Source organism: Arthrobacter sp. P4_F11 (assembly GCF_056401395.1).
In genome coordinates this window covers 45,174-66,019 of the sequence record NZ_JBFUJK010000002.1, presented here as the reverse complement: position 1 = coordinate 66,019, position 20,846 = coordinate 45,174, and the positions used below count along the sequence as shown (strand labels likewise).

12 protein-coding genes and 2 tRNA genes are annotated in these 20,846 nt (G+C 68.5%); 7 read left to right on the top strand and 7 right to left on the bottom strand.

Translation table 11 applies throughout. The features are described 5' to 3' along the window. Positions 1 to 15 precede the first annotated feature (15 nt). From AC1DRO_RS03320 to AC1DRO_RS03310, 3 genes are all read right to left on the bottom strand, one after another. Positions 16 to 1,647, bottom strand: a complete 1,632-nt coding sequence (locus AC1DRO_RS03320; RefSeq protein ID WP_476949811.1) for a phytoene desaturase family protein — start codon at positions 1,645 to 1,647, stop codon at positions 16 to 18. 173 nt (positions 1,648 to 1,820) lie between these two features. Beyond that, positions 1,821 to 1,908: transfer RNA gene (locus tag AC1DRO_RS03315), tRNA-Ser, on the bottom strand. Between the two features lie 146 nt (positions 1,909 to 2,054). Further along, entirely contained in the window at positions 2,055 to 4,343 is a 2,289-nt protein-coding gene (locus AC1DRO_RS03310; protein ID WP_476949810.1) for a prolyl oligopeptidase family serine peptidase, read from the bottom strand. An 84-nt stretch (positions 4,344 to 4,427) separates the two neighbouring features. Between AC1DRO_RS03310 and AC1DRO_RS03305 the strand changes: the two genes are divergently transcribed. After that, on the top strand, positions 4,428 to 6,656 hold the full coding sequence (locus tag AC1DRO_RS03305; RefSeq protein ID WP_476949809.1) for an FAD/NAD(P)-binding protein: 2,229 nt from the start codon (positions 4,428 to 4,430) through the stop codon (positions 6,654 to 6,656). A gap of 239 nt (positions 6,657 to 6,895) precedes the next feature. On the opposite strand, the gene AC1DRO_RS03300 is transcribed toward AC1DRO_RS03305, so the two are convergent. From AC1DRO_RS03300 to AC1DRO_RS03290, 3 genes are all read right to left on the bottom strand, one after another. Further along, complete coding sequence (locus AC1DRO_RS03300) at positions 6,896 to 11,461, bottom strand: ExeM/NucH family extracellular endonuclease (RefSeq protein ID WP_476949808.1); 4,566 nt, start codon at positions 11,459 to 11,461, stop codon at positions 6,896 to 6,898. Positions 11,462 to 11,835: 374 nt separating this feature from the next. After that, complete coding sequence (locus AC1DRO_RS03295; RefSeq protein ID WP_230009777.1) at positions 11,836 to 12,639, bottom strand: VOC family protein; 804 nt, start codon at positions 12,637 to 12,639, stop codon at positions 11,836 to 11,838. A gap of 125 nt (positions 12,640 to 12,764) precedes the next feature. Further along, a complete protein-coding gene (locus AC1DRO_RS03290) occupies positions 12,765 to 14,024 on the bottom strand; it encodes an MFS transporter (protein WP_476949807.1) in 1,260 nt (419 codons plus the stop codon). A gap of 232 nt (positions 14,025 to 14,256) precedes the next feature. On the opposite strand from AC1DRO_RS03290, the gene AC1DRO_RS03285 reads away from it, so the two are divergent. Next, entirely contained in the window at positions 14,257 to 15,144 is an 888-nt protein-coding gene (locus AC1DRO_RS03285) for a helix-turn-helix transcriptional regulator (protein ID WP_476949806.1), read from the top strand. A gap of 232 nt (positions 15,145 to 15,376) precedes the next feature. On the opposite strand, the gene AC1DRO_RS03280 is transcribed toward AC1DRO_RS03285, so the two are convergent. Next, a tRNA-Ser gene (locus AC1DRO_RS03280) sits at positions 15,377 to 15,464 on the bottom strand. Positions 15,465 to 15,627: 163 nt separating this feature from the next. On the opposite strand from AC1DRO_RS03280, the gene AC1DRO_RS03275 reads away from it, so the two are divergent. From AC1DRO_RS03275 to AC1DRO_RS03255, 5 genes are all read left to right on the top strand, one after another. Then, positions 15,628 to 16,611, top strand: coding sequence for an NAD(P)H-quinone oxidoreductase (locus tag AC1DRO_RS03275; RefSeq protein ID WP_476949805.1), 984 nt, complete (start codon positions 15,628 to 15,630; stop codon positions 16,609 to 16,611). Between the two features lie 178 nt (positions 16,612 to 16,789). Continuing rightward, positions 16,790 to 17,326 (top strand): PadR family transcriptional regulator, encoded by a 537-nt coding sequence (locus AC1DRO_RS03270; RefSeq protein WP_476949804.1) that lies wholly within the window; start codon positions 16,790 to 16,792, stop codon positions 17,324 to 17,326. 134 nt (positions 17,327 to 17,460) lie between these two features. Continuing rightward, a complete protein-coding gene (locus tag AC1DRO_RS03265) occupies positions 17,461 to 19,800 on the top strand; it encodes a carbon starvation CstA family protein (protein ID WP_476949803.1) in 2,340 nt (779 codons plus the stop codon). 13 nt (positions 19,801 to 19,813) lie between these two features. After that, entirely contained in the window at positions 19,814 to 20,005 is a 192-nt protein-coding gene (locus AC1DRO_RS03260) for a YbdD/YjiX family protein (RefSeq protein WP_476949802.1), read from the top strand. 160 nt (positions 20,006 to 20,165) lie between these two features. Further along, a complete protein-coding gene (locus tag AC1DRO_RS03255; protein ID WP_476949801.1) occupies positions 20,166 to 20,843 on the top strand; it encodes a bacterial proteasome activator family protein in 678 nt (225 codons plus the stop codon). The last annotated feature ends 3 nt before the right edge of the window (positions 20,844 to 20,846 follow it).

Genomic DNA, 20,846 nt, shown 5'->3' with positions numbered 1-20,846 from the left:
ACCCATTGCACTGGTTCACGCATGGTGCAGGGGTGGTTCCGATTCCAGCACGGCCATGGCGGCGTTGTGTCCGCCGATCGCACTGACGGCGCCGCCGCGGCGGGCGCCGGAGCCGCAGAGCAGGATCTGCGGATCGTCCGTGGCCACGCCCCAGCGGCGCGCCGGGGTGTCCAGCGGTTCGCCGTCCTCCACGAACGGCCAGTCGAGGCCGCCGTGGAAGATGTTGCCGCGGGGCATCCCGACGGCGCGTTCAATGTCCAGGGTGGTCTTGGTTTCGATGCAGGGCCGCCCGTCCGGACCGGTCAGGAGCAGATCCTCGACGGGCTCGGCCAGGACGCAGTTCAGGGAGGCCAGGACGGCCGCCTGCAGTTCGGCGCGGCGGTCCTCGTTGTTCTCCGCCGTGACCAGCCGGTCCGGGACGTGCAGGCCAAAGACGGTCAGCGTCTGGGCGCCGGCGGCCTGCAGTTCCGGGGACAGGATGGTGGGGTCGGTCAGCGAGTGGCAGTAGATTTCGCACGGCAGCGGCGAGGGCACGGATCCGGCGGCGGCGGTGCTGTAGGCGGCGTCGAGCTGGGACCAGGTCTCGTTGATGTGGAACGTTCCGCCGAACGCGGCCTCGGGGCTGACGGATCCGTCCAGCAGCTCCGGGAGGCGTTTGAGCAGGAGGTTGACCTTGACCTGCGCGCCCTCGCGGTGATGGTTCGGGTTGGGGCCGGCAGCGGCGCCGGCTGACAGGCCGGCGGCAGGCCGGCCGCGCAGCCGGTCGAGGACCACCGGCGCCACATTGGACAACACCCACCGGGCGGAAGACGAATGGTCCTGCCCGCCGTGGCGGTAGTCCACGGCGCCGCCGGGCCGGACGGCGGTGACGTCCGCGGAGGTCAGGATGGTCGCACCGGCGTCGCGCGCGGCCCGCTCCAGCTCGCCGGAGACCGCGCCCATGCCGCCGACCGGCACGTCCCAGTCCCCCGTCCCGCCGCCGATCAGGTGGTAGAGGAAGCAGATGTTCTGCTGCAGGTCCTCGTCGTCAGCCCGGGCGAAGGTACCGATCAGCGCATCCGTCAGGACCACACCACGGACCAGGTCGCTGCCCAGCTCCCGGCTGATCGCCTGTCCGATGGGATGTTCGATCATGGCCTCCCACGCCGCGTCGGCCCCGGCCCGGGCGGCGAGGGCCCGCGCGTCGGACCGCGCCAGCAGCGGCGCGGTCATGGTGGGCCAGAGAGCCTCCGTGAGCTGCCGGCACGCGGCGTAGAACGCGGTGAAGGCGCCGAACTCGCCGTCGGGAGCGCCGACGGCGGCGAACGACGCGGCCGTGGCGGCCTCGTCCCCGTTATCCACCAGCAGGGCCCGGCTGCCGTCCGCGGGGTCCGGGGTGTAGGAGGAATAGCGCCGCCGCGCCAGCGTGATGCGCAGGCCGAGGTCGTCGATGATCTGCTGCGGCAGGAGGCTGACGAGATACGAGTAGCGCGAGAGGCGGGCGTCGACGCCGTCGAACGCGTGCGCGGAAACCGCTGCGCCGCCGGCGTGTTCCAGCTTTTCCAGGACCAGGACGTCCCGCCCGGCCTTGGCCAGGTACGCGGCCGCGGCCAGTCCGTTGTGGCCGCCGCCGACGATGATGGCGTCAAATTCCGTGTTGCTCGACATGGGCCTATCCTGCCATCCGGATCCGCCAGCGGGCGTGAGGCGTCCGGCCACCGGACGGTCCGGGCCGGGGGGACGTGACTGCCGGGGGCAGACCAGCGCGAATGAACGGCGTCGATCCGCCCTGATCTGCCCGGGAACGCAAAAGGCCCCGGTCCGAGGACCGGGGCCAAACGCGGAGACGGGGGGATTTGAACCCCCGGTGGAGTTGTGCCCCACACTTCATTAGCAGTGAAGCCCATTCGGCCGCTCTGGCACGTCTCCAATTGCTAATAACTAGCCAACCAAGGATACGCAGAAGGTGCCACGCAGTGCAAAACGGCCCGCTCCAGGGCAACGCGGGGTGAGATCCGGCCCATGCGGGCCTCCGGATGGGGGCTAAGTGACTCCGCGTTGCTTGGGTGTGGGCCTTATGCCTCGGTGCCGGCGAGGGCCCGCCACAGGAAGTGCTGGCTGCGGCTTTGCAGGGCCGCCGCCTGCCGGTTGTCCGAAGCCCCCGCGTGGCCGCCCTCGAGCGCCTCGTGGAACCAGACATTGGGGATGCCCATGGCCTGCATGCGGGCCGCCATCTTCCGGGCCTGGACCGGCCCCACCCGGTCATCCGAAGTCGCCGTCCAAATAAACGTCTCCGGATAGTCCACGCCGTCCTTGAGCAGGTGGTACGGCGAAAACGTCTTCAGGAACTCCCACTGCTCGGGCACGTCAGGGTCGCCGTATTCGCCGATCCAGGAATAGCCCGCGGACAGTTTGGTGTACCGGCGCATGTCCAGGAGCGGGACCCCGCAGGACACGGCGCCAAACAGCTCCGGGTACTGGGTGAGCATGTTGCCCACCAGCAGTCCGCCGTTGGAGCCGCCCACGCAGCCGAGCCGCTGACGGGACGTGACGCCGCGGGAGATCAGGTCCTTCGCGACGGCGGCGAAGTCCTCGTACGCCCGGTGGCGGTTGCCCTGCAGCGCGGCGCGGTGCCAGTCCGGCCCGTACTCGCCGCCGCCGCGGATGTTCGCCACCACGTAGACGCCGCCGCGGCGGTGTGTGCCCTCGCCCTCTACGCCGCTGGACTCCGCCGTGCGCCGCTCCAGCCACGCCCGGCCGATCGCGCCGCTGTACGCCGGCGTCCGCGAAATCTCGAAGCCGCCGTAGCCGGAAAGCTGGGTCGGGTTCTGGCCGTCCAGCACCAGGTCCTTGGCGGCCACCTGGAAGTACGGAACCTTCGTGCCGTCGCTGGAGGCCGCGAAGTGCTGCTGGACCTCGTAGCCGGCCTCGTCGAAGAACGACGGCGCGGTCCTTATCACCTCGTGCGTGCTGGTCACGCCTTCGGCAGCCCCGCAGTCACTGTCGCGGGCGAGTGTCCCGCGGGTCAGGGTGGTCGGCGTCGTGAAGCCGGTGGCCACCAGCCAGAAGTCGTTCCCTGGCGCCTCGGCTTCGGCAACCGAGGCGGCGCCGCCGGTACCGTCGTCGTCCGAGCCTTCGGCGTCGTCCTCGTCATCCACCGCGAAGGCATTGACGTCGTGCAGGGGCGGGCAGGCGTCCAGCACAGTGGCCGCCCAGGCGGCGTCCGTGCCGGGGCGCCGCGGATCCAGGACGTGGATCTCCGAGGACACGTCCCGGAGCAGGTTCAGCAGCAGGAAGTCCCGCGTCCAGCTCCAGGACTGCAGGGAGGTGTGCGGATCGGGCGTGAAGAGCACGGCGAGGTCCCGGGAGCCGGCGAGGAAGTCCTCGAAGCCGGCCGCGAGCAGGGAGCCCGCCGGGTGGGTGGTGCCGTTGACGGTCCAGTCACGCTGCGGGCGGAACAGCAGCCATTCACGGTGCGAGCTCAGGTTCACGTCCGCCGGCACGTCGATCTGCACCCAACCACCATCGCGCAGCACCGAGGTGTTCTTCTCGAAAAAGCTGATCCAGTCGACGGCAAACGTGCGTTCGAAGCCCGGTGTGGAGTCGTGGGCCACGATCGTCATCATGTGGTCCTCGGGAATGTCGAACAGCTGCTCGGCCTGGGACAGGGACTCGCCGCGGCGCAGCTTAACCCCGGTGCGGGCATAGGACGAGGTGGTCCGCGGCAGATCGTTGGCGGTGGTGGCGACCAGCAGGGTGTCCCCGTCCAGCCAGGAGGCATTGCCCTTGCCGGTCGGGAGGTCGAAGCCGCCGTCGGCCGGGTCCACGAAGCCGCGGGCCTCGACGTCGAACTCCCGGTGGCGGTTGGCGTCCCCGCCGTCGGGGGAGAACGCCAGCAGGGCCCGCCGGTGGGGTTTACCCGGGGCCGGGCGGAGGAAGTTGGCGCCGTGGAAGACCCAGTCCTGGCCCTCGGCGGCGGCGAGGGCGTCGACATCCAGCAGGACATCCCACTCGGGGGTCCCGGCCCGGTAGCTGTCCCAGCTGGTGCGCCGCCACAGGCCCCGGGGGTTGTCCCGGTCCTTCCAGAAGTTGTAGTACCACTCGCCATGCTTGCCCACCATGGGGATCCGGTCGGTGGAGTCGAGGACCTCCAGGATCCGGTCTTCCAGATCGGCGTAGTCGGCGTCCTCGAGGAGCTGCTCGGTGCGGGCGTTCTGTTCACGGACCCACGCCAGCTGCTCCTGGCCGTAGATGTCCTCCAGCCAGATGTTCTCGTCGACGGGTTCGGGGGAAGTCCCTCCAGCCGGGAGGGCGCCGGTGGCCTCGCCGGACGCGGACGGGTGGTCAGCTTCTGTGGTGGTCATTTTCCCATCCAAGAACATCGGTGCGGCAGTGGCAAGTCACACGGAGGTCAAGCCGGCGGCCGGGTTGCCGATACGCTGGATGCCGTGGGCATATCTCGAAGCATCCGGACGGCAGTGATAGGCGCCGGTCCCCGGGGCACGAGCGTGCTGGAACGGCTCCTCGCCAACTGGGCCTCCGCCGGCTCCGCGGACACCCTGCACATCGACGTGGTCGACCCTTACCCGGCAGGCCCGGGGCACGTCTGGCAGCCCGGACAGTCACGGCTGTACCTGATGAACACGCAGTCCTTCTATCCCACCGTGGTCCCCGAAGACCCGGGACTCGTGCCGCCCCTGGCCGGGCGCACATTCGACCAGTGGCGCGAACTCCAGCACGCCCACCCGCACCCTTCGCTCACTGACGACGAACGTGCCGAGCTCTCCCGGCTCGGCGAGGCGGACTTCCCCAGCCGGGCCCTCTACGGCCGTTACCTGCGGTCCACCCTCGAGGAACTGCTCACCGTGCTGCCGGGCGGCGTCAGCGTGGACTTCCACGCGGCGGCGGCGACGTCCGTCCGCCACGCCGCCGCGGAGGCCGCCGCGGCGCCGGGCCCGGACCTGGCCGCCTCCGGGCCGGCCGGCGCGGAGGACGCTGCGGTGCGGTTCGACGTCGTGCTCGACGACGGCACCATACTTACCGTCGACTCCGTGGTGCTGGCCGTGGGCCACCTCGACGCGCGGTTGAACCCTGAACAGCGGGAGCTGCTTTCCGCGGCGGAGGAACTTGGTCTCCTGTACGTGCCGCCGGCGGCGCCCGCCGACGTCGACTGGTCCCGGGTGCCGGGAGGCAAACCTGTCCTGGTGCGCGGCATGGGCCTGAACTTCTTTGACGTGATGGGACAGCTGACGGAAGGGCGCGGCGGCCGGTTCGTTGCCGGGGAGGGCACCGCTGAACTGAGGTATCTGCCGTCCGGCCGCGAACCGCTCATCATCGCCGCCTCACGCCGCGGCACCCCCTACCGGGCGAAGGCGACACTCGCCGGCTACTACCCCGGAACGGTCCGGCTGCGCTACTGCACTGAGGGCGCGATCGCGAAGTTCGCCGACTCCGGAATCCGGCCCTCCTTTGACTACGACCTCTGGCCGCTCCTGCACCGGGACGCGGTCTGGGCCTACTACTCCACGCTCGCGCGCTCGCAGCCCGATGCCATCCTGACCGGCCCGGCCGAGTTCCTGCGCGCCCTGGACGAGTCTTTGCGGCCGCACGCCCACTCGACCGCCAAGTGGGAGCACACCGCGGAATCGGTGATTGCCGTCCATGTCCGGGCATCCCACCGACTGGACCTGCTCGGCCTCGCGGCGCCCCTGGCCGGGCGCTCGTTTGACTCCAGAGCCGAACTGGACGCCGCCGTCGTCGACTACCTGCTCGACGACGCCCGGCGCTCGGCCCTTGGCGAGGACGATCCGGTGAAGATGGCGATCGGCGCGCTGCACCACGGCCGGGCGGTGCTCAAGACCGCTGTGGCCGACAGCGGCATCACGGACGAATCCTGGGTCGCGGGCCTCCGGGGCTGGTTCGAATCATTCGTGGAAGGCCTGGCGAGCGGCCCGCCGGCTCTGCGCTCCGCGCAGCTCGCGGCGCTGGCCCGGGCGGGAATCGTGCGTTTCGTGGGCCCTGACCCCAAGTTCGGCGTGGACCGGCGGGCCCGCATGTTCACCGCGGCGTCACCGTGGGTGGGCGGCGGAATGGATGAAAGCGCCGACGGCGCGGCGGAAGGTGCCGCGATGGAGCCTGCCGGCGTCGGTGGTGCTGCCACGGGCGGTGCTGGGGTCCGCGGTTTTGTGGGCAGTGCCGGCGTGATCGGTGCTGCTTCTGGGACGGCGCAGCCCGGTGCGGTAAGGGACAGGACGGAGAACGCTGTGTCCGGTTCCGGGGCGGCCGCCGTGTCCGGTTCAGGGGCGGGGGCCGTGTCCGCGGTGGCGATGATCGAGGCGCTGGCCCCGGCCAACCGGGTGGCTGTTAACTCTTCGCCCTTGTTGGAGCAGTTGCTCGCCGAGGGGCTGGTGCGGCCGCGCCTCATGATGAGCGTGGAGGGGATCCCGGTGCAGACTTCCGGGTTGGACGTCGTCCCGCATCCGTACCGGCCGCTGGGTGCCAACGGGTCCGTGACGCCGGGGCTTTACGTGCTCGGGCTTCAGCTCTCCGCCACGCAATGGGGCACGGCCATCGCCGCCGAGGCCCGGCCGAAGACCGGCCCGGTCTACCGCAGCGGCCAGCGCACCCTGCGCGACGCCGACGAGATCGCCCGCGACATCCTGGCCCCTAGCCCCTAGCCCCTAGCCCCTAGCCCCTAGCCCCTAGCCCCTAGCCCCTAGCCCCTAGCCCCTTGCACGCACCCGCCCGCCGCTCAGGAGCCGCTCAAAAGTGGGCATGTCCCCCGGCGCGCCTGCCTCCAAGAATGGGCATGCCCTCCCCTGGGGCCGGGCAGTGGACAGTTGGTGCTTATGTCCAGTGCTGCGGGCCAGGGGAGGGCATGTGCCGTGGTGGGGGACCTGAAATCCGGGCTAAGGCATCAGCCCTTGAGGCACTTCCGGTAGGCGGCCATGGCTGTCCCGTAGTTCACCTGGCCCACGAGATCCCCGGGCCTGGCCGGCTTGGCCGGCGGCGTGCACTTCGGCGGGACGGGGACGCTGGCCGCGACCTTCACCGCCGTTTTCACCACAGTGCCGGATTCGACGGCGGTAAGCACCAGGGTGCCCGTGCCGGCGGCGGCTCCGGCCGGAACCTTCACGTCCACCTGAGCGGCGCCGGCGGTCACCGGTACCGTGCCCAGGGCCGTCACGGTGCCGGCAGCGTCCGTGAACTCGGCGCGCAGCGAGGCATTCACCGGGCTGCCCAGCGAGGTGAGGTCCAGCTTCGAAACCGCCAGTGTGATGGATTCGCCGTCCTTGACCTCGGCCGCCGTCGTGTTCACGACCGCCACGGAGCGGCGGGCGAAGTCCGGCGAGACCGGGTTGTGGGCCTGCAGGTACTTGATCCAGGCATCGCGGTCCACGAGCCCGGAGTCCTTGGTGCCCGCGCCTTCCTTGAAGATGCGGAAGTTGTCGCCGCCGGTGGCCAGGAAGTTGAACGTCCCGATCCGGTAGGACTTCGCCGGGTCGATCAGTGCACCGTTGACCCGGATCGAGGTGATCCGGTCACCGGCGGCGCGGGCGGCGTCGTAGGTGTAGTTCACGTTTTTGGACAGGCCCAGCTGCTGGTAGGCGCGGCTGGGAACCGTGCCGTCAGGGTTGGTCTGCCACTGCTGCTCCAGCAGGGTCTTGAACTGCGCACCGGTCAGGGACGTGGTCCACAGATTGTTCACGAACGGCAGCACCGCGTTGGCCTCGGCGTACGTGATGGTGCCGTCGGGCGCGTAGTACAGCTCGTTGCGCAGGCCGCCAGGGTTGACGACGCCGATTTCGGCGGCGCCCAGTTCCGGCGCCTTCAGCGCATCGACAAGGGAGTCCGCCACCAGGTTGCCGAGGGTGGACTCGCTGGCACGGTCATCGCGGACAGCCGGGGAACCGGCGAACGCCGTCGTGATATCCGCCGTGACCTTGCCGACAGGCTGGTTGCCGACCACCGCGGCTTCGGCCAGGGCCTTGTCCACGATGGCCTTGACGGCCGCGACGCGCGGGTACTGCGCCACAAGATCGGCTGCCGGCTGCGCGGCGCTGGTGGTGCGCTGGACGTTGCCGGCCTTGTACCCGGTCACCGACATGGTCTTGGTGTCGATGGTCAGCTGGATCTGGCCGATGAACTCGCCGTAGTTTCCGGTCTGGACGATCGGGCGGGTCTTGCCCGTGGGCTGGCCCGCCGCATCCAGGACCGGGGCGTCCCAGGCGTACTGCTTGTGGGTGTGGCCGTTGAAGATCGCCGCCACATCCGGGGTGACCTTCTGGACCATCTTGGCGAAGGGGCCACCGGCGGCGATTTCCTGCTCCAAAGTGGCGCCCTCGGGCGCGCCGGACCCGGCGCCGTCGTGGTTCTCCACGATGATGATGTCTGCGAGCTTGTCCGCCTTGATCTTCGCCGCGACCCGGTTGATCGCGTCGACGGGGTCACCGAATTCAAGGTCCGCGATGCCTGACGGCGTGACCAGGGACGGCACTTCCTGCGTTACCGTGCCGATCACGGCGACCTTCACGCCGTTCATGTCCAGGACCGTGAATTCCGGCAGGACCGGGGTGGTGGTGCCCTTTGCGTAGACGTTGGCGCCCAGGTACGGGAACTTGGCGTTGTTCCCGCCGGCGGTGACGCGGTCGCGCAGGTCAGCCCAGCCGCCGTCGAACTCGTGGTTGCCCACCGCGGAGGTGCGCAGCTCCAGGGCGTTCAGCACGTCGATGGTCGGCTGGTCCTTGGCGATCGCCGAGGCGAACAGCGAGGCGCCGATGTTGTCGCCGGCCGAAATGAACGCCGTGGCGCCCGGGGCGGCGGCGGCGCGCAGCTTCTCGATGGTCCCGGCGAAGAACACGGTGTTGGAATCGATGCGGCCATGGAAGTCGTTGATGCCCAGGAAGTTCAGCTCCACGCTGGCCGGGGTGACGGGCAAGTTCAGGCCCACCACCACGGGATCGTGGTCGCTCGCCCGGAACTGGTCCGGAGCGTAGTAGTCGGTGACGTTGTTGTTGTAGCGGCTGTACTCCAGCGCCACGGATTCCACGGAGTTGATGTTCCAGATGTCCGCGCCGGTGACGGCGGCGTTGGCCGCCGGGGAGGCGAGGATGTGGTCCAGCGAGCCCACGAGGCCGCCGAACAGGTAGGAGTGCTTGGCGGAACCGTCGGCGTTCTTGGCCTTCTCATCCTGGTTGACGTACCCGGCGCCCGTGAGGACGTTGATCGGATCCTCCTTGGCGTAGGAGTTGAAGTCACCGATCAGGAAGACCTTGTCGGTGCCCTTGGACTTCTGCAGTTCGTCGGCGAATGCCAGCAGGGACTTGGCCTGGGCGGTGCGGGCCAGGTTCGAGGCGCCCTGGCCCTTGTCGGTGTCCTCCGGTGTCGCGGCGGAGCCCTTGGACTTGAAGTGGTTGGCGATCGCGATGAACTTCTTGTCATCGGCGGCGCCGACCGGCTTGAAGACCTGGGCCATCGGCTTGCGGGCGCTGGCGAACGCGACCGTGTCGTTGTGGATGTTGGATTCGCCGATCGGTTCGGCGGCGGCCAACTTGTAGATGAACGCGGTGCGGATCATGTCCTCGTCCGCCAGCGGGGGTGCGTTGGCCGGCGTGCGGACATAGTCCCAGATCCCCGGCGTGGCGATGTTCAGCGCATCCACCAGCTTGGCGAGCGCGTCGTCCCGGGTCTTGCCGAACTGGGCCGAGTTCTCGACCTCCATGAGCGTGACGACGTCGGCCCCGGACTTGGAGATCGCCGCTACGATCTTGTCCTGCTGCCGCTTGAAGTTCTCCGCGTTCGCCGCGCCGCGGACGTCGCAGCCGCCCTTGACCGTTATGGGGTTGCCGTCCCGGTCCGGGTAGAACGTACAGCCGGAGATCTGGTCGCCGGTGGTGGGGAAGTAGTTCAGCACGTTGAAGGAGGCAAGCTTGAGATTGCCTCCCACGGCGGCCGGGGTCCCGGCCCGGGTGGCGCCGAAGCTGGCCGGCTGCACGGTGTCCGCGTTGGCGGCCGTCAGCTGGGTCAGGGGCTGGAACTTCCAGGCGCTGTTCGCGTAGCTGAGCACCACGTTGGTTTTGAACGTCACCGGCGCGCCGACCCGGACGGGATCGGCCGTGGTCAGGTACGGGAGCACCTGGGCCTTGGTGGCGGCGTCCTTGAGGAAGTTCGTGGTGGCGCCGTCGTCGAGCTTGATGCCGCGGGCGGCGTTCGCCGCGGCCGTGGCGGTGTACTCCGGAGAACCGAAGGACGCGACGGCGGTGGGCTGCTCCAGCGCGGTGGTGCCGCCGGCCAGGCCGATCTCGCCGTACTGGTTCAGCGAGAAGTTGTCCGCCACGGTGACGGGGCCCTGTGGGGTGAGCAGCATGCCTTCGAGGGATTCACGGAAGGCCTCGTCGGCGGGGAGCGCGAAGCCGGTGGCCTTGACCTCGGGGGCGGCCTCGGTGAGCTTCTTCAGATCGGCCGCCGCGGCGACGTTCAACTGCGTCATGCCGAAGAATTCGCTGACAGCGCCGGTGAGTTCGACGTAGTCGCCGATCCTGACGGAGTCGACCGTGGACGGGGAGTAGACGAACACCGCGTCCGACGCCGCGTGGTTGGCCGGGGTGAGATCGCCGCCCGTGCCGGGGGTCTGGACGTAGTAGCCGGCGGATCCGCCGGTGGGGAACGTCGCGGTGACCCGGCCCCGCGTAGTGACCGAGGATCCTGCCAGCGGGCTTGCGGCGCCGGTGCCCTGGATTTCGGCAATGGTCTTGGCGGCCGGGGGAGTGCCCGGGTCCACGGGCGGATCCACGGGCGGGTCCACGGGGCCGGCAGCGCCACTGGCCGCCGTCGGCGTGATGGCGGCGTTCAGTGCGAAGTCGGCGGCGTTGTTGTTGGTGTCCCCGCCGTTGCTGCGGTTCATGCTCTTGACGTCGGTGTTTCCCGACGGCGCCGTGGCCGCCTGGGCCTCGAAGGTGTTGGAGGTGCCGTAGCCGAGGAGGTCCGCGACGTTGGCCGGTTCGATGACCGAGCCTGTCGGCAGCGGGTTGAGTGCTGTGGCCTGTCTGGCCAGCACGATCGTGCCGCCGCCACCGGCCGGGTTGAAGCCGGTGGCGGTGGCGTCCGCGGCGGGCAGGTCGGCGCCGGCCGTGCCGTTGCTGCCGCCCTTGAGCAGGTAGTAGCCCTTGGCGGGAATGCTGCCAGCCAGGGCTGCCACCGAGCTCGGCGCACCGGTGCCCGGGGCTGAGCGGTACTGGAGGCTCCAGCCCTCCAGTGAGACCGGCGCGTCGGAGCCGTTGTACAGCTCGACAAACTTGTTCTTGAAGGCCGCGCCGGCGCTGCCGCCGCTGAGATAGGCCTCGTTGATGACCACCGGCGAGGTTCCGGTTGCTGCCGGCAAGGGTTCGGTGGCGTTAGCCGGCACGGCCGCCGCCAGTGGAGCTGCAATCAGCGCCGCCGACAGTGCTGAGCCCAGCGCTGTTTTCCAGGGTGTTAGTTTCATCCGCTCTAACTCTCACTAGGGTGCCCCGGGTAAAGGGCAGGGTGCAGTGCGTCCGCAGGGTGCAGCGGACAGTGGCCGGCCAGAACTCCTGGTCAAGTCGTGCCGGGCCCATCCAAACAGGGGTGAATGAACAACGTATGGACTAAACGTGCATTCGGCGGGACGCCCCCCAGCGGGACGCGCCGCAGCCTTCCCGGAGCGGCTCGAAAGCCCCGGGCAATGGTGACTGGTGATACGGGTGAGCGGTGTCCGGGTGCCTCCACCGGACGCTCCACAGCAGAATACCGGCCAGTAGCCCTCGGGGAAGGCTCTGGCCGGTATTTCCTACAACAATTTTTGTAATTAGGTGGGAAAAGCTCTGGCGTCCTGGCCTATTAGGCGTCCGTGGCGGACTGCCCGCCCTGTCCGGTGTCAGCCACGATCTTGAACATCGCGCCCGTGGGGTCGGTCAGTGTGGCGAGCCTGCCGAACGGGGTGTTGTCCGGCCCGTCGATGACCTTGGCGCCGAGGGATACTGCCGTCTCGATGGAGGCGTCGGCGTCTTCCACGGCGAAGTAAACCTGCCAGTTGGACGGGACCTCGGCGGGAAGGTAGGCAGACGCGTCCATGATCCCGGCCTTGGCCGCCGGGCCCGCGCCCAGGGTGGTGTAGCGGAACTCCGGGGTGTCGCTCATGACGTCGGTGTCCCAGCCGAACACGTCCTGGTAGAACTTGACGGCGGCGGCGTAGTCCTTGGCGTGGAGCTCGTGCCACGCCGGGGCACCGGGCTCGGCCGCCAGTTCATAGCCCTTCATCTCAGCCGGCTGCCACACGCCGACCGACGCACCCGTGGCGTCGGCGATCATCGCCATGCTGCCCTGTTCGGGGACGTCCATGGGCGGCATGTAGACCTGGCCGCCGTGTTCCGTTGCAGCCTTGACGGTGGCGGCGGCGTCCTCCGAGCGCAGGTACGTGGACCACATGTCCGGCCAGGCGGCCTGATCCTCCTGCTTCTGCATCAGGCCGGCGACGGACTTGCCGTCCTTCCACGCGGTGATGTAGCCGCCATATTTTGCTTCGTCGCCGGTCTGGTACGTCCAACCGAACAGCGCACCGTAGAACGACTTGGCCTTCTCGGCATCGGATGTCATGAGGTCGATCCAACATGGTGCGCCGTTGGAGTGCTCGGGTGTGGGCATGGAAGCTCCTGCTCTCTGTGGCGGCCGTTGACGTGCGGCCGCCGGACTCTGGTTTGTGTGGAGATGGGGTGGTGGAGACACAGAGAGACTATGACGGGGCACGGACAGTTTCAATGCATAGCCAGTCAGAGCCGGCGCGGGAATGCCGAGCGTCGGCCGTACAGGGTGAGCAGCAGGGCGGTGATGCCGAGGGCGATCATGACGACCGGGAGCGCCAGCCCGTCGAATGGGGTCAGGAGGAGCGCGCCGAGAATGCCCGCGCCGAAGATAGCCAGGTTGAAGGCGACCGGGAGGAATGCATTGGCGACGTCGGCGTTGTCGCCTCCGGCGGTGGTGAGTGGTCCCTGGACTTGGGCTGATGCGCCGCCGAAGGTGAGGCCCCAGAGCGCGGCGGCGATCAGGATGGCGACTACCGATGCATGTCCGATCAGCAGAATGAGTCCGGAAGCGACGAACACGGTGACGCTGAGGTGAAGGAGGGGCCTCGGGTGGCGGTCCAGCAGCGCACCGGTGACGGCGACCCCGACAACGGACGCAATGCCGTAGACCAGCAGGACCAGGCTGGCGGAGAGGCCGGTGCCGGTGGCCCGGAGGTAGGGGGCGATGTAGGTGTAGATGGTGCTGTGGGCGAGCATCCAGGCGACGATGACGGCCAGGATGACTGCGACGCCGGGGATTTTGAACACCCGGCCCAGGGGGAGCCGTGACGCTCGCGGTTGGCCGGCGGCGTCGGGGACGCATCCGAGGATCAGCGCAGCCACGATGACCCCCAGGGCGGACAGGGCACCGAATGACCAGCGCCAATCGAAAGCTGTTCCGATCCAGGCGCCGAGTGGGGTGCCGAACGCGAATCCGAGGGGCGCCCCGGTGGACACGATGGCCAAGGACAACCCTGCGTGCCGGGGCGGGCTGATGCGGCGCCCGTAGGCGGCGAGCATTCCCCAGATGATTCCCGAGAACGCGCCCGCAAAGAATCGTGACACGAGTGACAACGTCACATCGGGGGAGACTGCGGTGACCGTGGTGGCAAGCACGAGGCCGGCGATACCGCCGAGCAGGAGCGGCTTTCGTCGCATGCCACGCGTCAGCATGATCGCGGGGATGGTGACGATGACCGTTCCGAGGGCGTACGCGCTGACCAGCAGACCCACCGTACCTTCGCCGGTGTGGAGGCCGGCGGCAATGACAGGAAGCAGGCCGGCGGGCATCGTCTCGGTGGCGACGAGGATAAATCCCATGGCGGCCAGGACCACCAGTGCGGTCAGGGGCAGTCTTTGCTGTGCGCTGTTTTCTTGTGCGCTGTTTTCTTGTTCGCTGCCCTCTGGTGTGCCGTCGACAAATGCAATAGCTTCCTGTGCCGGTGTCCGGGTGGGGGCGGTCGTCATGCGGTTCCTTCCGTGCGTGGCGGTAATGCCTCAGCGTTGGGGTTGGTCAAGCGTGGCTGCGTAGCCACAGGAAGCGGCGCCTCGCCCGACGTCGGTCAACCGTTCCGCAGGCCCGAAGCACCGCTCAACCCTCCGGCCAGTCAATCCCGATTTCCGCGGGCGGGGGAGTCCCCGGTGAGACGTGTACCGGGAGGGAACCCCTTGTTCGGCCGCAGCGATTTACCCTTGATGCATGGATAACCGGGGTGAAGTGCGTGAGTTCCTGATGTCGCGCCGTGCACGACTTACGCCGGAAGAAGCGGGCCTTGCGGCAGGCTCGAACCGACGGGTGGCCGGATTGAGGCGCAGCGAGGTTGCGGTCCTCGCCGACGTCAGCGTGGAGTATTACGCCAAGCTGGAGCGCGGTTCGATCGCCGGTGCGTCCTCGTCCGTGCTCGAATCCATCTCCCGTGCCCTCCGGCTCGATGACACCGAGCGTGCCCACTTGTTCGATCTGGCCCGCGCCGCAGACGGCATCCCGACCTCGGGACGGTCGCGCAAGCGCGCGACCGTCCCGGCCGGGGCGCGTCTGAGCCTGCAGTGGGCGCTGGAAGCGATCACCGAGGGCGTCGCATTCGTTCGCGACCCGTACCAGAACCTGCTCGCGACGAACGCGTTGGGCCGGGCGTTCTACTCTCCGGTGATCGGAGACGGTGGCCGAACCCCGAACTTGGCGCGGTTCCAGTTCCTCGACCCCGCCTCGCGCGACTTCTACCCGGATTGGGACTTGTTCGGTGAAATGTGCGTCGGCATCATGCGCGCTGAAGCCGGCCGCGACCCCCACGACCGGACCATGCAGGACCTGGTCGGCGAACTGTCGACCCGCAGTGAGACGTTTCGGACTCTGTGGGGCGCCCATAACGTGCGGACCCACGGGTCCGGCACGAAACGCTTTCACCACCCCGTGGCCGGCGAACTCACGCTGGCCTACGAGGAACTAGCCATCACCGCGGAGCCAGGCCTGGTCCTCATGGTCTACACCGCCGAGCCGGGCTCGCCCTCAGCGGAACGGCTGCACCTCCTCGCCAGCTGGAGTGCCAGCGAAGACGCCACGATCGAACGGCGCCGGGCAACCAGCTGACGGGCACCCTCAGTATCAGGTACAGGGCCGGAAGTTATTGTCAGGTCTGCAAGACGGTGCAGAACCGTTACCTTGGGCTGCCAGTTGGCCGCCAACACGGCCAACATTCACAGCTGACGTTTCTTGGGCCGGTCGGGAGTTTCACTCCGGGGCGGAGACGAGTAAGGCCGGCCGGAACGATCTTTCGATCGCCCCGAGCCGGCCTTTGAACCGCGCATGATCTGCGCTCCCGCGGAAGGTAAGAGATTCGAACTCTTGGTACGGGGTCACCGCACACTGGTTTTCAAGACCAGCTCCATCGGCCGCTCGGACAACCTTCCCTAACGAGTAGTCTTTCATAGGCAGTCGGCTGCAACAAAAACCAAAAACACGGTGCGCTTGCGGACGCGTGCAGCTCCCCGCCATATTCTGGGGAGTGATGTTGATCGGACCTGGCGATCGCGGCGAACGTGCGCGGAGCCAGTTAGGAATCGGGAGTGCTCCATGAAGGCTGTCTATATCTCAGAGCCCGGCGGACCCGAGGTCCTGGAAGTCCGTGAGGTTCAGGCCCCGGTGGCCGGCCCCGGCGAGGTGCTGATCGACGTCGTGGCCGCGGGCCTTAACCGTGCCGATGTCCAGCAGCGCAAGGGCTTCTACCCGCCGCCCCCGGGCGCCTCCGAGGTCCCCGGGCTGGAGGTCTCCGGCCGGATCGCAGGGTTCGGTCCGGGCGTGACCAAGGCGTTTTCCGTGGGGGACAAAGTGGTGGCGCTGCTCGCCGGCGGCGGCTACGCCCAGCAGGTGGCCGTGCCCGCGGGGCAGGTCCTGAGGGTCCCCGACGGCGTGGATCTGGTCACGGCGGCATCGCTGCCCGAAGTCGCGGCGACGGTCTATTCCAACCTGATCATGACGGCGCAGCTGCAGCCGGGCGAAACTGTCCTCATCCACGGAGCCACAGGCGGTATCGGCACCATGGCCATCCAGCTGGCCAAGGCCGTTGGCGCCCGCGTGGCCACGACGGCCGGGAACGCCGAAAAAGTCGGCACAGCCAAGGCCTTCCTCGGGGCGGACATCGCCATCAACTACGCGGAGGAAAACTTCCCGGCGAGCCTGCGCGCGCAAAACGGCGGCAAAGGCGCGGACGTCATCCTCGACGTCGTCGGGGCCAAATACCTCGAGCAGAACATCGATGCGCTCGCCGACTACGGACGCCTCGTGGTGATCGGGCTGCAGGGCGGCGCGAAGGCGGAACTGGACCTTGGCCAGCTGCTGCAGAAACGGGCCGCCATCATCGCCACCGCGCTGCGTCCCCGCCCGGTGGAGGAAAAGACCGTGATCATGAACGCCGTCCGCGACGCCGTGTGGCCGATGCTGACCGACGGCAGGATCCGGCCGCTCGTGGCCAAGAGCTTCCCGCTGGACCAGGTCGCCGCCGCGCACACCTACTTCGACTCCGGCGACCACGTGGGCAAGGTCCTGCTGGTCATGTAGCGGGGCGCCGGATCCGGCCTGAAACCGCAGGTCCGGGCAGACATATTCCGTGCGGGGCATGCGCTGTTTTGCGGCAAGGACACCAAAGACGATAGCGTGGTTCCATACGCGGTATACACGCGTCTTGGGGCGCGTGTATGCTGTGTGATTTCGTGACTTAGCGATTCCGGGGGGCGCCATGTCGATCCGTCACAGTCTCCTCGCCCTCTTGCAGGACCGCCCGCGCTACGGGTACCAGCTCAGGACCGAATTCGAGGACCGCACCGGGTCCTCCTGGCCGCTGAACATCGGACAGGTCTACACCACCCTGGACCGGCTGGAACGCGACGGGCTGGTCCGCAACGACGGCGGCGACGGCGACGGGCACGTCATTTACAGCATCACCACGGCCGGCCGGACCGAAGTCGGCGCCTGGTTCACGGCCCCGGTATCCCGCGCGAATCCGCCCCGGAATGAACTGGCCATCAAGCTCGCCCTAGGCCTCACGATTCCCGGGACAGACGTCGGCGCCATCATCCAGGCCCAGCGGACGGTCTCCATCCGCGCGCTGCAGGACTACACCAAGTCCCGCCGCGACACGGCCGCGCTTCAGCGACCGGCCGATACCGCCCGGCTCCTGGTGCTGGATTCCCTCATCTTCCAGACCGAAGCCGAGGTGCGCTGGCTGGACCTCTGCGAGGCCCGCCTCATGCAGCTCAGCAACCTCCCGGCGTAGCCGGGCCGACCGCTCGTCGCGCAATCCACACCGCCGGGCGCAGGGCCCCGGCCGGGACCCGCCCGCATTGGTAGGGTGCCGGAGGGCAGTTCTGTACCGGTGGACTGCCCAGCTGGGTTTCTCAAGGAGGAGACATGGGCACAATGCCAGATGGCACACAACGCGAAAGCACAAACAACCTCACGCAGGGCAGCGCGCGTGGCACCGCGCAACTCGACGACGGGGTCGTTCCGGACCCGTCCCTCCCGCCGACGTCGGTGGATGAGTCGGTTCGCGACGCCGCGGACCGCGCCTGGACGCCCGCCAAGATCGCGCTGTGGGCGGCCATTGCGCTGCTGGGCGGGATCGCCTGGTTCATGCTCGCCATCATCCGCGGCGAGACCGTCAATGCCATCTGGTTTGTGTTCGCCTCCGTCTGCACCTACCTGATCGGCTACCGCTTCTACTCCAAGGTCATTGAGCGTTACCTGACCAAGCCCAACGACCGCCGTGCCACCCCGGCCGAATACAAGGCCGACGGCAAGGACTACGTCCGGACGGACCGCAACGTCCTCTTCGGCCACCACTTCGCGGCCATCGCCGGCGCCGGCCCACTGGTGGGCCCGGTCATCGCGGCCCAGATGGGCTACCTGCCCGGCACGATCTGGATCATCATCGGCGTCGTCCTTGCCGGCGCCGTCCAGGACTACCTCGTCCTGTTCTTCTCCATGCGCCGCGGGGGCCGGTCCCTGGGCCAGATGGCCCGCGAGGAACTCGGCGTCATCGGCGGGACGGCCGCCCTCATCGCAACCCTGCTCATCATGGTGATCATCGTCGCCATCCTCGCCCTCGTGGTTGTCAACGCCCTCGGCGAGAGCCCCTGGGGCGTCTTCTCGGTGGGCATGACCATCCCGATCGCCCTCTTCATGGGCGTGTACCTGCGCTTCATCCGGCCGGGCAAGGTCATGGAGGTGTCCCTGATCGGTTTCGTGCTGCTCATGGCCGCCATCATCGGCGGCGGCGCCGTGGCGGGCACCGAATGGGGTGCCGCGTTCTTCCACCTGGACAAGGTCACCATCGCCTGGGGCCTCATCATCTACGGCTTCATCGCAGCCATCCTGCCCGTCTGGCTCCTCCTGGCCCCCCGCGACTACCTCTCCACGTTCATGAAGATCGGCGTGATTGTGATGCTGGCGCTGGCCATCATCGTGGTCCGCCCCGAAATCACCGTGCCGGCCTTCAGCGAATTCGCCGGCCGGGACAACGGTCCGGTGTTCTCCGGCGCCCTCTTCCCGTTCCTGTTCGTCACGATCGCCTGCGGCGCGCTGTCCGGGTTCCACGCGCTGATCGCCTCCGGCACCACACCGAAGCTGATCGAGAAGGAGCGCCAGACGCGCCTGATCGGCTACGGCGGCATGCTCATGGAATCCTTCGTGGCCATCATGGCCCTGGTGGCCGCAATCTCCATTGACCGCGGCATCTACTTCGCCATGAACGCCCCCGCGGCGCTGACCGGCGGGACCGTCGAGACCGCGGCCGCGTGGGTCAACAGCCTGGGCCTGTCCGGCGTCAACATCACGGCCGGTGATCTCGCGCAGACGGCCAAGGACGTGGGGGAGCAAAGCATCGTGTCGCGTTCGGGCGGCGCGCCCACCCTCGCCGTCGGCCTTGCCCACATCATGCAGCAGTTCATCGGCGGCACGGCGATGATGGCGTTCTGGTACCACTTCGCCATCATGTTTGAGGCCCTCTTCATCCTCACGGCCGTCGACGCCGGCACCCGCGTTGCCCGCTTCATGCTCCAGGACTCGATCGGCAACTTCGTCCCGAAGTTCAAGGAACACTCCTGGCGCCCGGGCGCCTGGCTCTGCACCGCCATCATGGTGGCCGCCTGGGGCGCGGTCCTGCTGATGGGCGTCACCGACCCGCTGGGCGGCATCAACACCCTGTTCCCGCTGTTCGGGATCGCCAACCAGCTGCTCGCGGCCATCGCACTCTCGGTCTGCCTGGCCATTACCGCCAAGCGCACCGTCCCGAAGTTCCTGTGGATCGTGGCGGCGCCGCTGGCGTTGGCCGCCGTCGTGACCATCACGGCGAGCTTCTACAAGATCTTCTCGCCCGTTCCGGCAGTGGGCTACTTCGCCAACAACGCAGCCTTCGCCAAGGCTCTGGCGGACGGCAAGACCTCCTTTGGGACCGCAAAGACCCAGGCCGCCATGGAGGCCGTGGTCCGCAACACGATGATCCAGGGATGGCTCTCGATCATCTTCGTGGTGCTGAGCATCGTCGTCATCATCACGGCAGTGATGGCAAGCATCAAGGCCCTGCGGAACACGGCCGCGGGGCTGCCCAACGCCGAGCACGAAGACCCCGCACAGGCTTCCCGAGTCTTCGCCCCGGCAGGGTTTGTCCCCACGGCGGCGGAGCGTGACCTCGTGGCCGAGTGGAACCAGCTCCCGGCCGGGGACCGGCTCGAAAAGTCCGGGCACCACTGATGCGGGGCCGGGCGTGAACGCGGTCCTCGCGGGGTTCCGCGGGTTTGCCGGGTACCTCGGCGGTGTGCTGGGCGCCGATGCCTACAAGAAGTACCTGGAGCACCATGAGGCCTCCGGGCACACCAGCCGTCCCCTCACCGAGCGGGAGTTCTGGCGTGACCGGACCGACCGGCAGGACACCAGTCCGCAGGGGCGGTGCTGCTGAGCGGTGTTGTTGAGCCGGTGTTGCTAAGCGGGTGCTGCTGAAAGGCTGGCCCGGCCGGGCCGGGGGAGGGGCGGCGTGGGGCACAACGGTGTCCGACGCCGCCCCTCCGCTTCCGGCGGACGCCGGGTCCGGGCGGCCCGGCGCGTGAGAGTATGAAGCCATGAGCGATCAGCACGACACTCAGCCCCGTGCCCAAACTGCCGACGACGTGCCCGTCGAAGGCACACCCGTGGATGACGCCCTGCCCGGGACGCCGCTGGCGCCACCGGCTGCAGTGCCGCCTGGCCGCGCCGGTGGATCCGGTGCCGGGCCCAGGCCGCCCCGGGGCAGCGAACTTCAGGACCTCGTGGACCAGCCCGCGAAGGTCATGCGGATCGGCACGATGGTCAAGCAGTTGCTGGACGAGGTGAAGACCGCGCCCCTGGACGACGCGGCCCGCGTCCGGCTGGCTGAAATCCACGACCGTTCGATCAAGGAACTCGAGGACGGACTTGCCCCGGAGCTCGTTGAGGAGCTCGAACGGCTCAACCTTCCCTTTCCAGAGAACGCCACCCCCTCCGACGCGGAACTGAGGATAGCCCAGGCCCAGCTGGTCGGCTGGCTCGAGGGACTCTTCCACGGCATCCAGACGGCCATCGCGGCGCAGCACGCCGCCAGGGAGCACGCCTACGCCCAAATGCAGCTGCGCCAGCTGCCGCCCGGAACCGTGATTGCACCGGGCGTCATCATCGGGGAAAACGGCGAACCGGTCCGCGCCGCCGCGCCGCGTCACGGCGCTGACTCCTCCGAGCCGTCCGAACCCGCGGACCCGGACCATGGCCCGGGCCAGTACCTTTAGCGC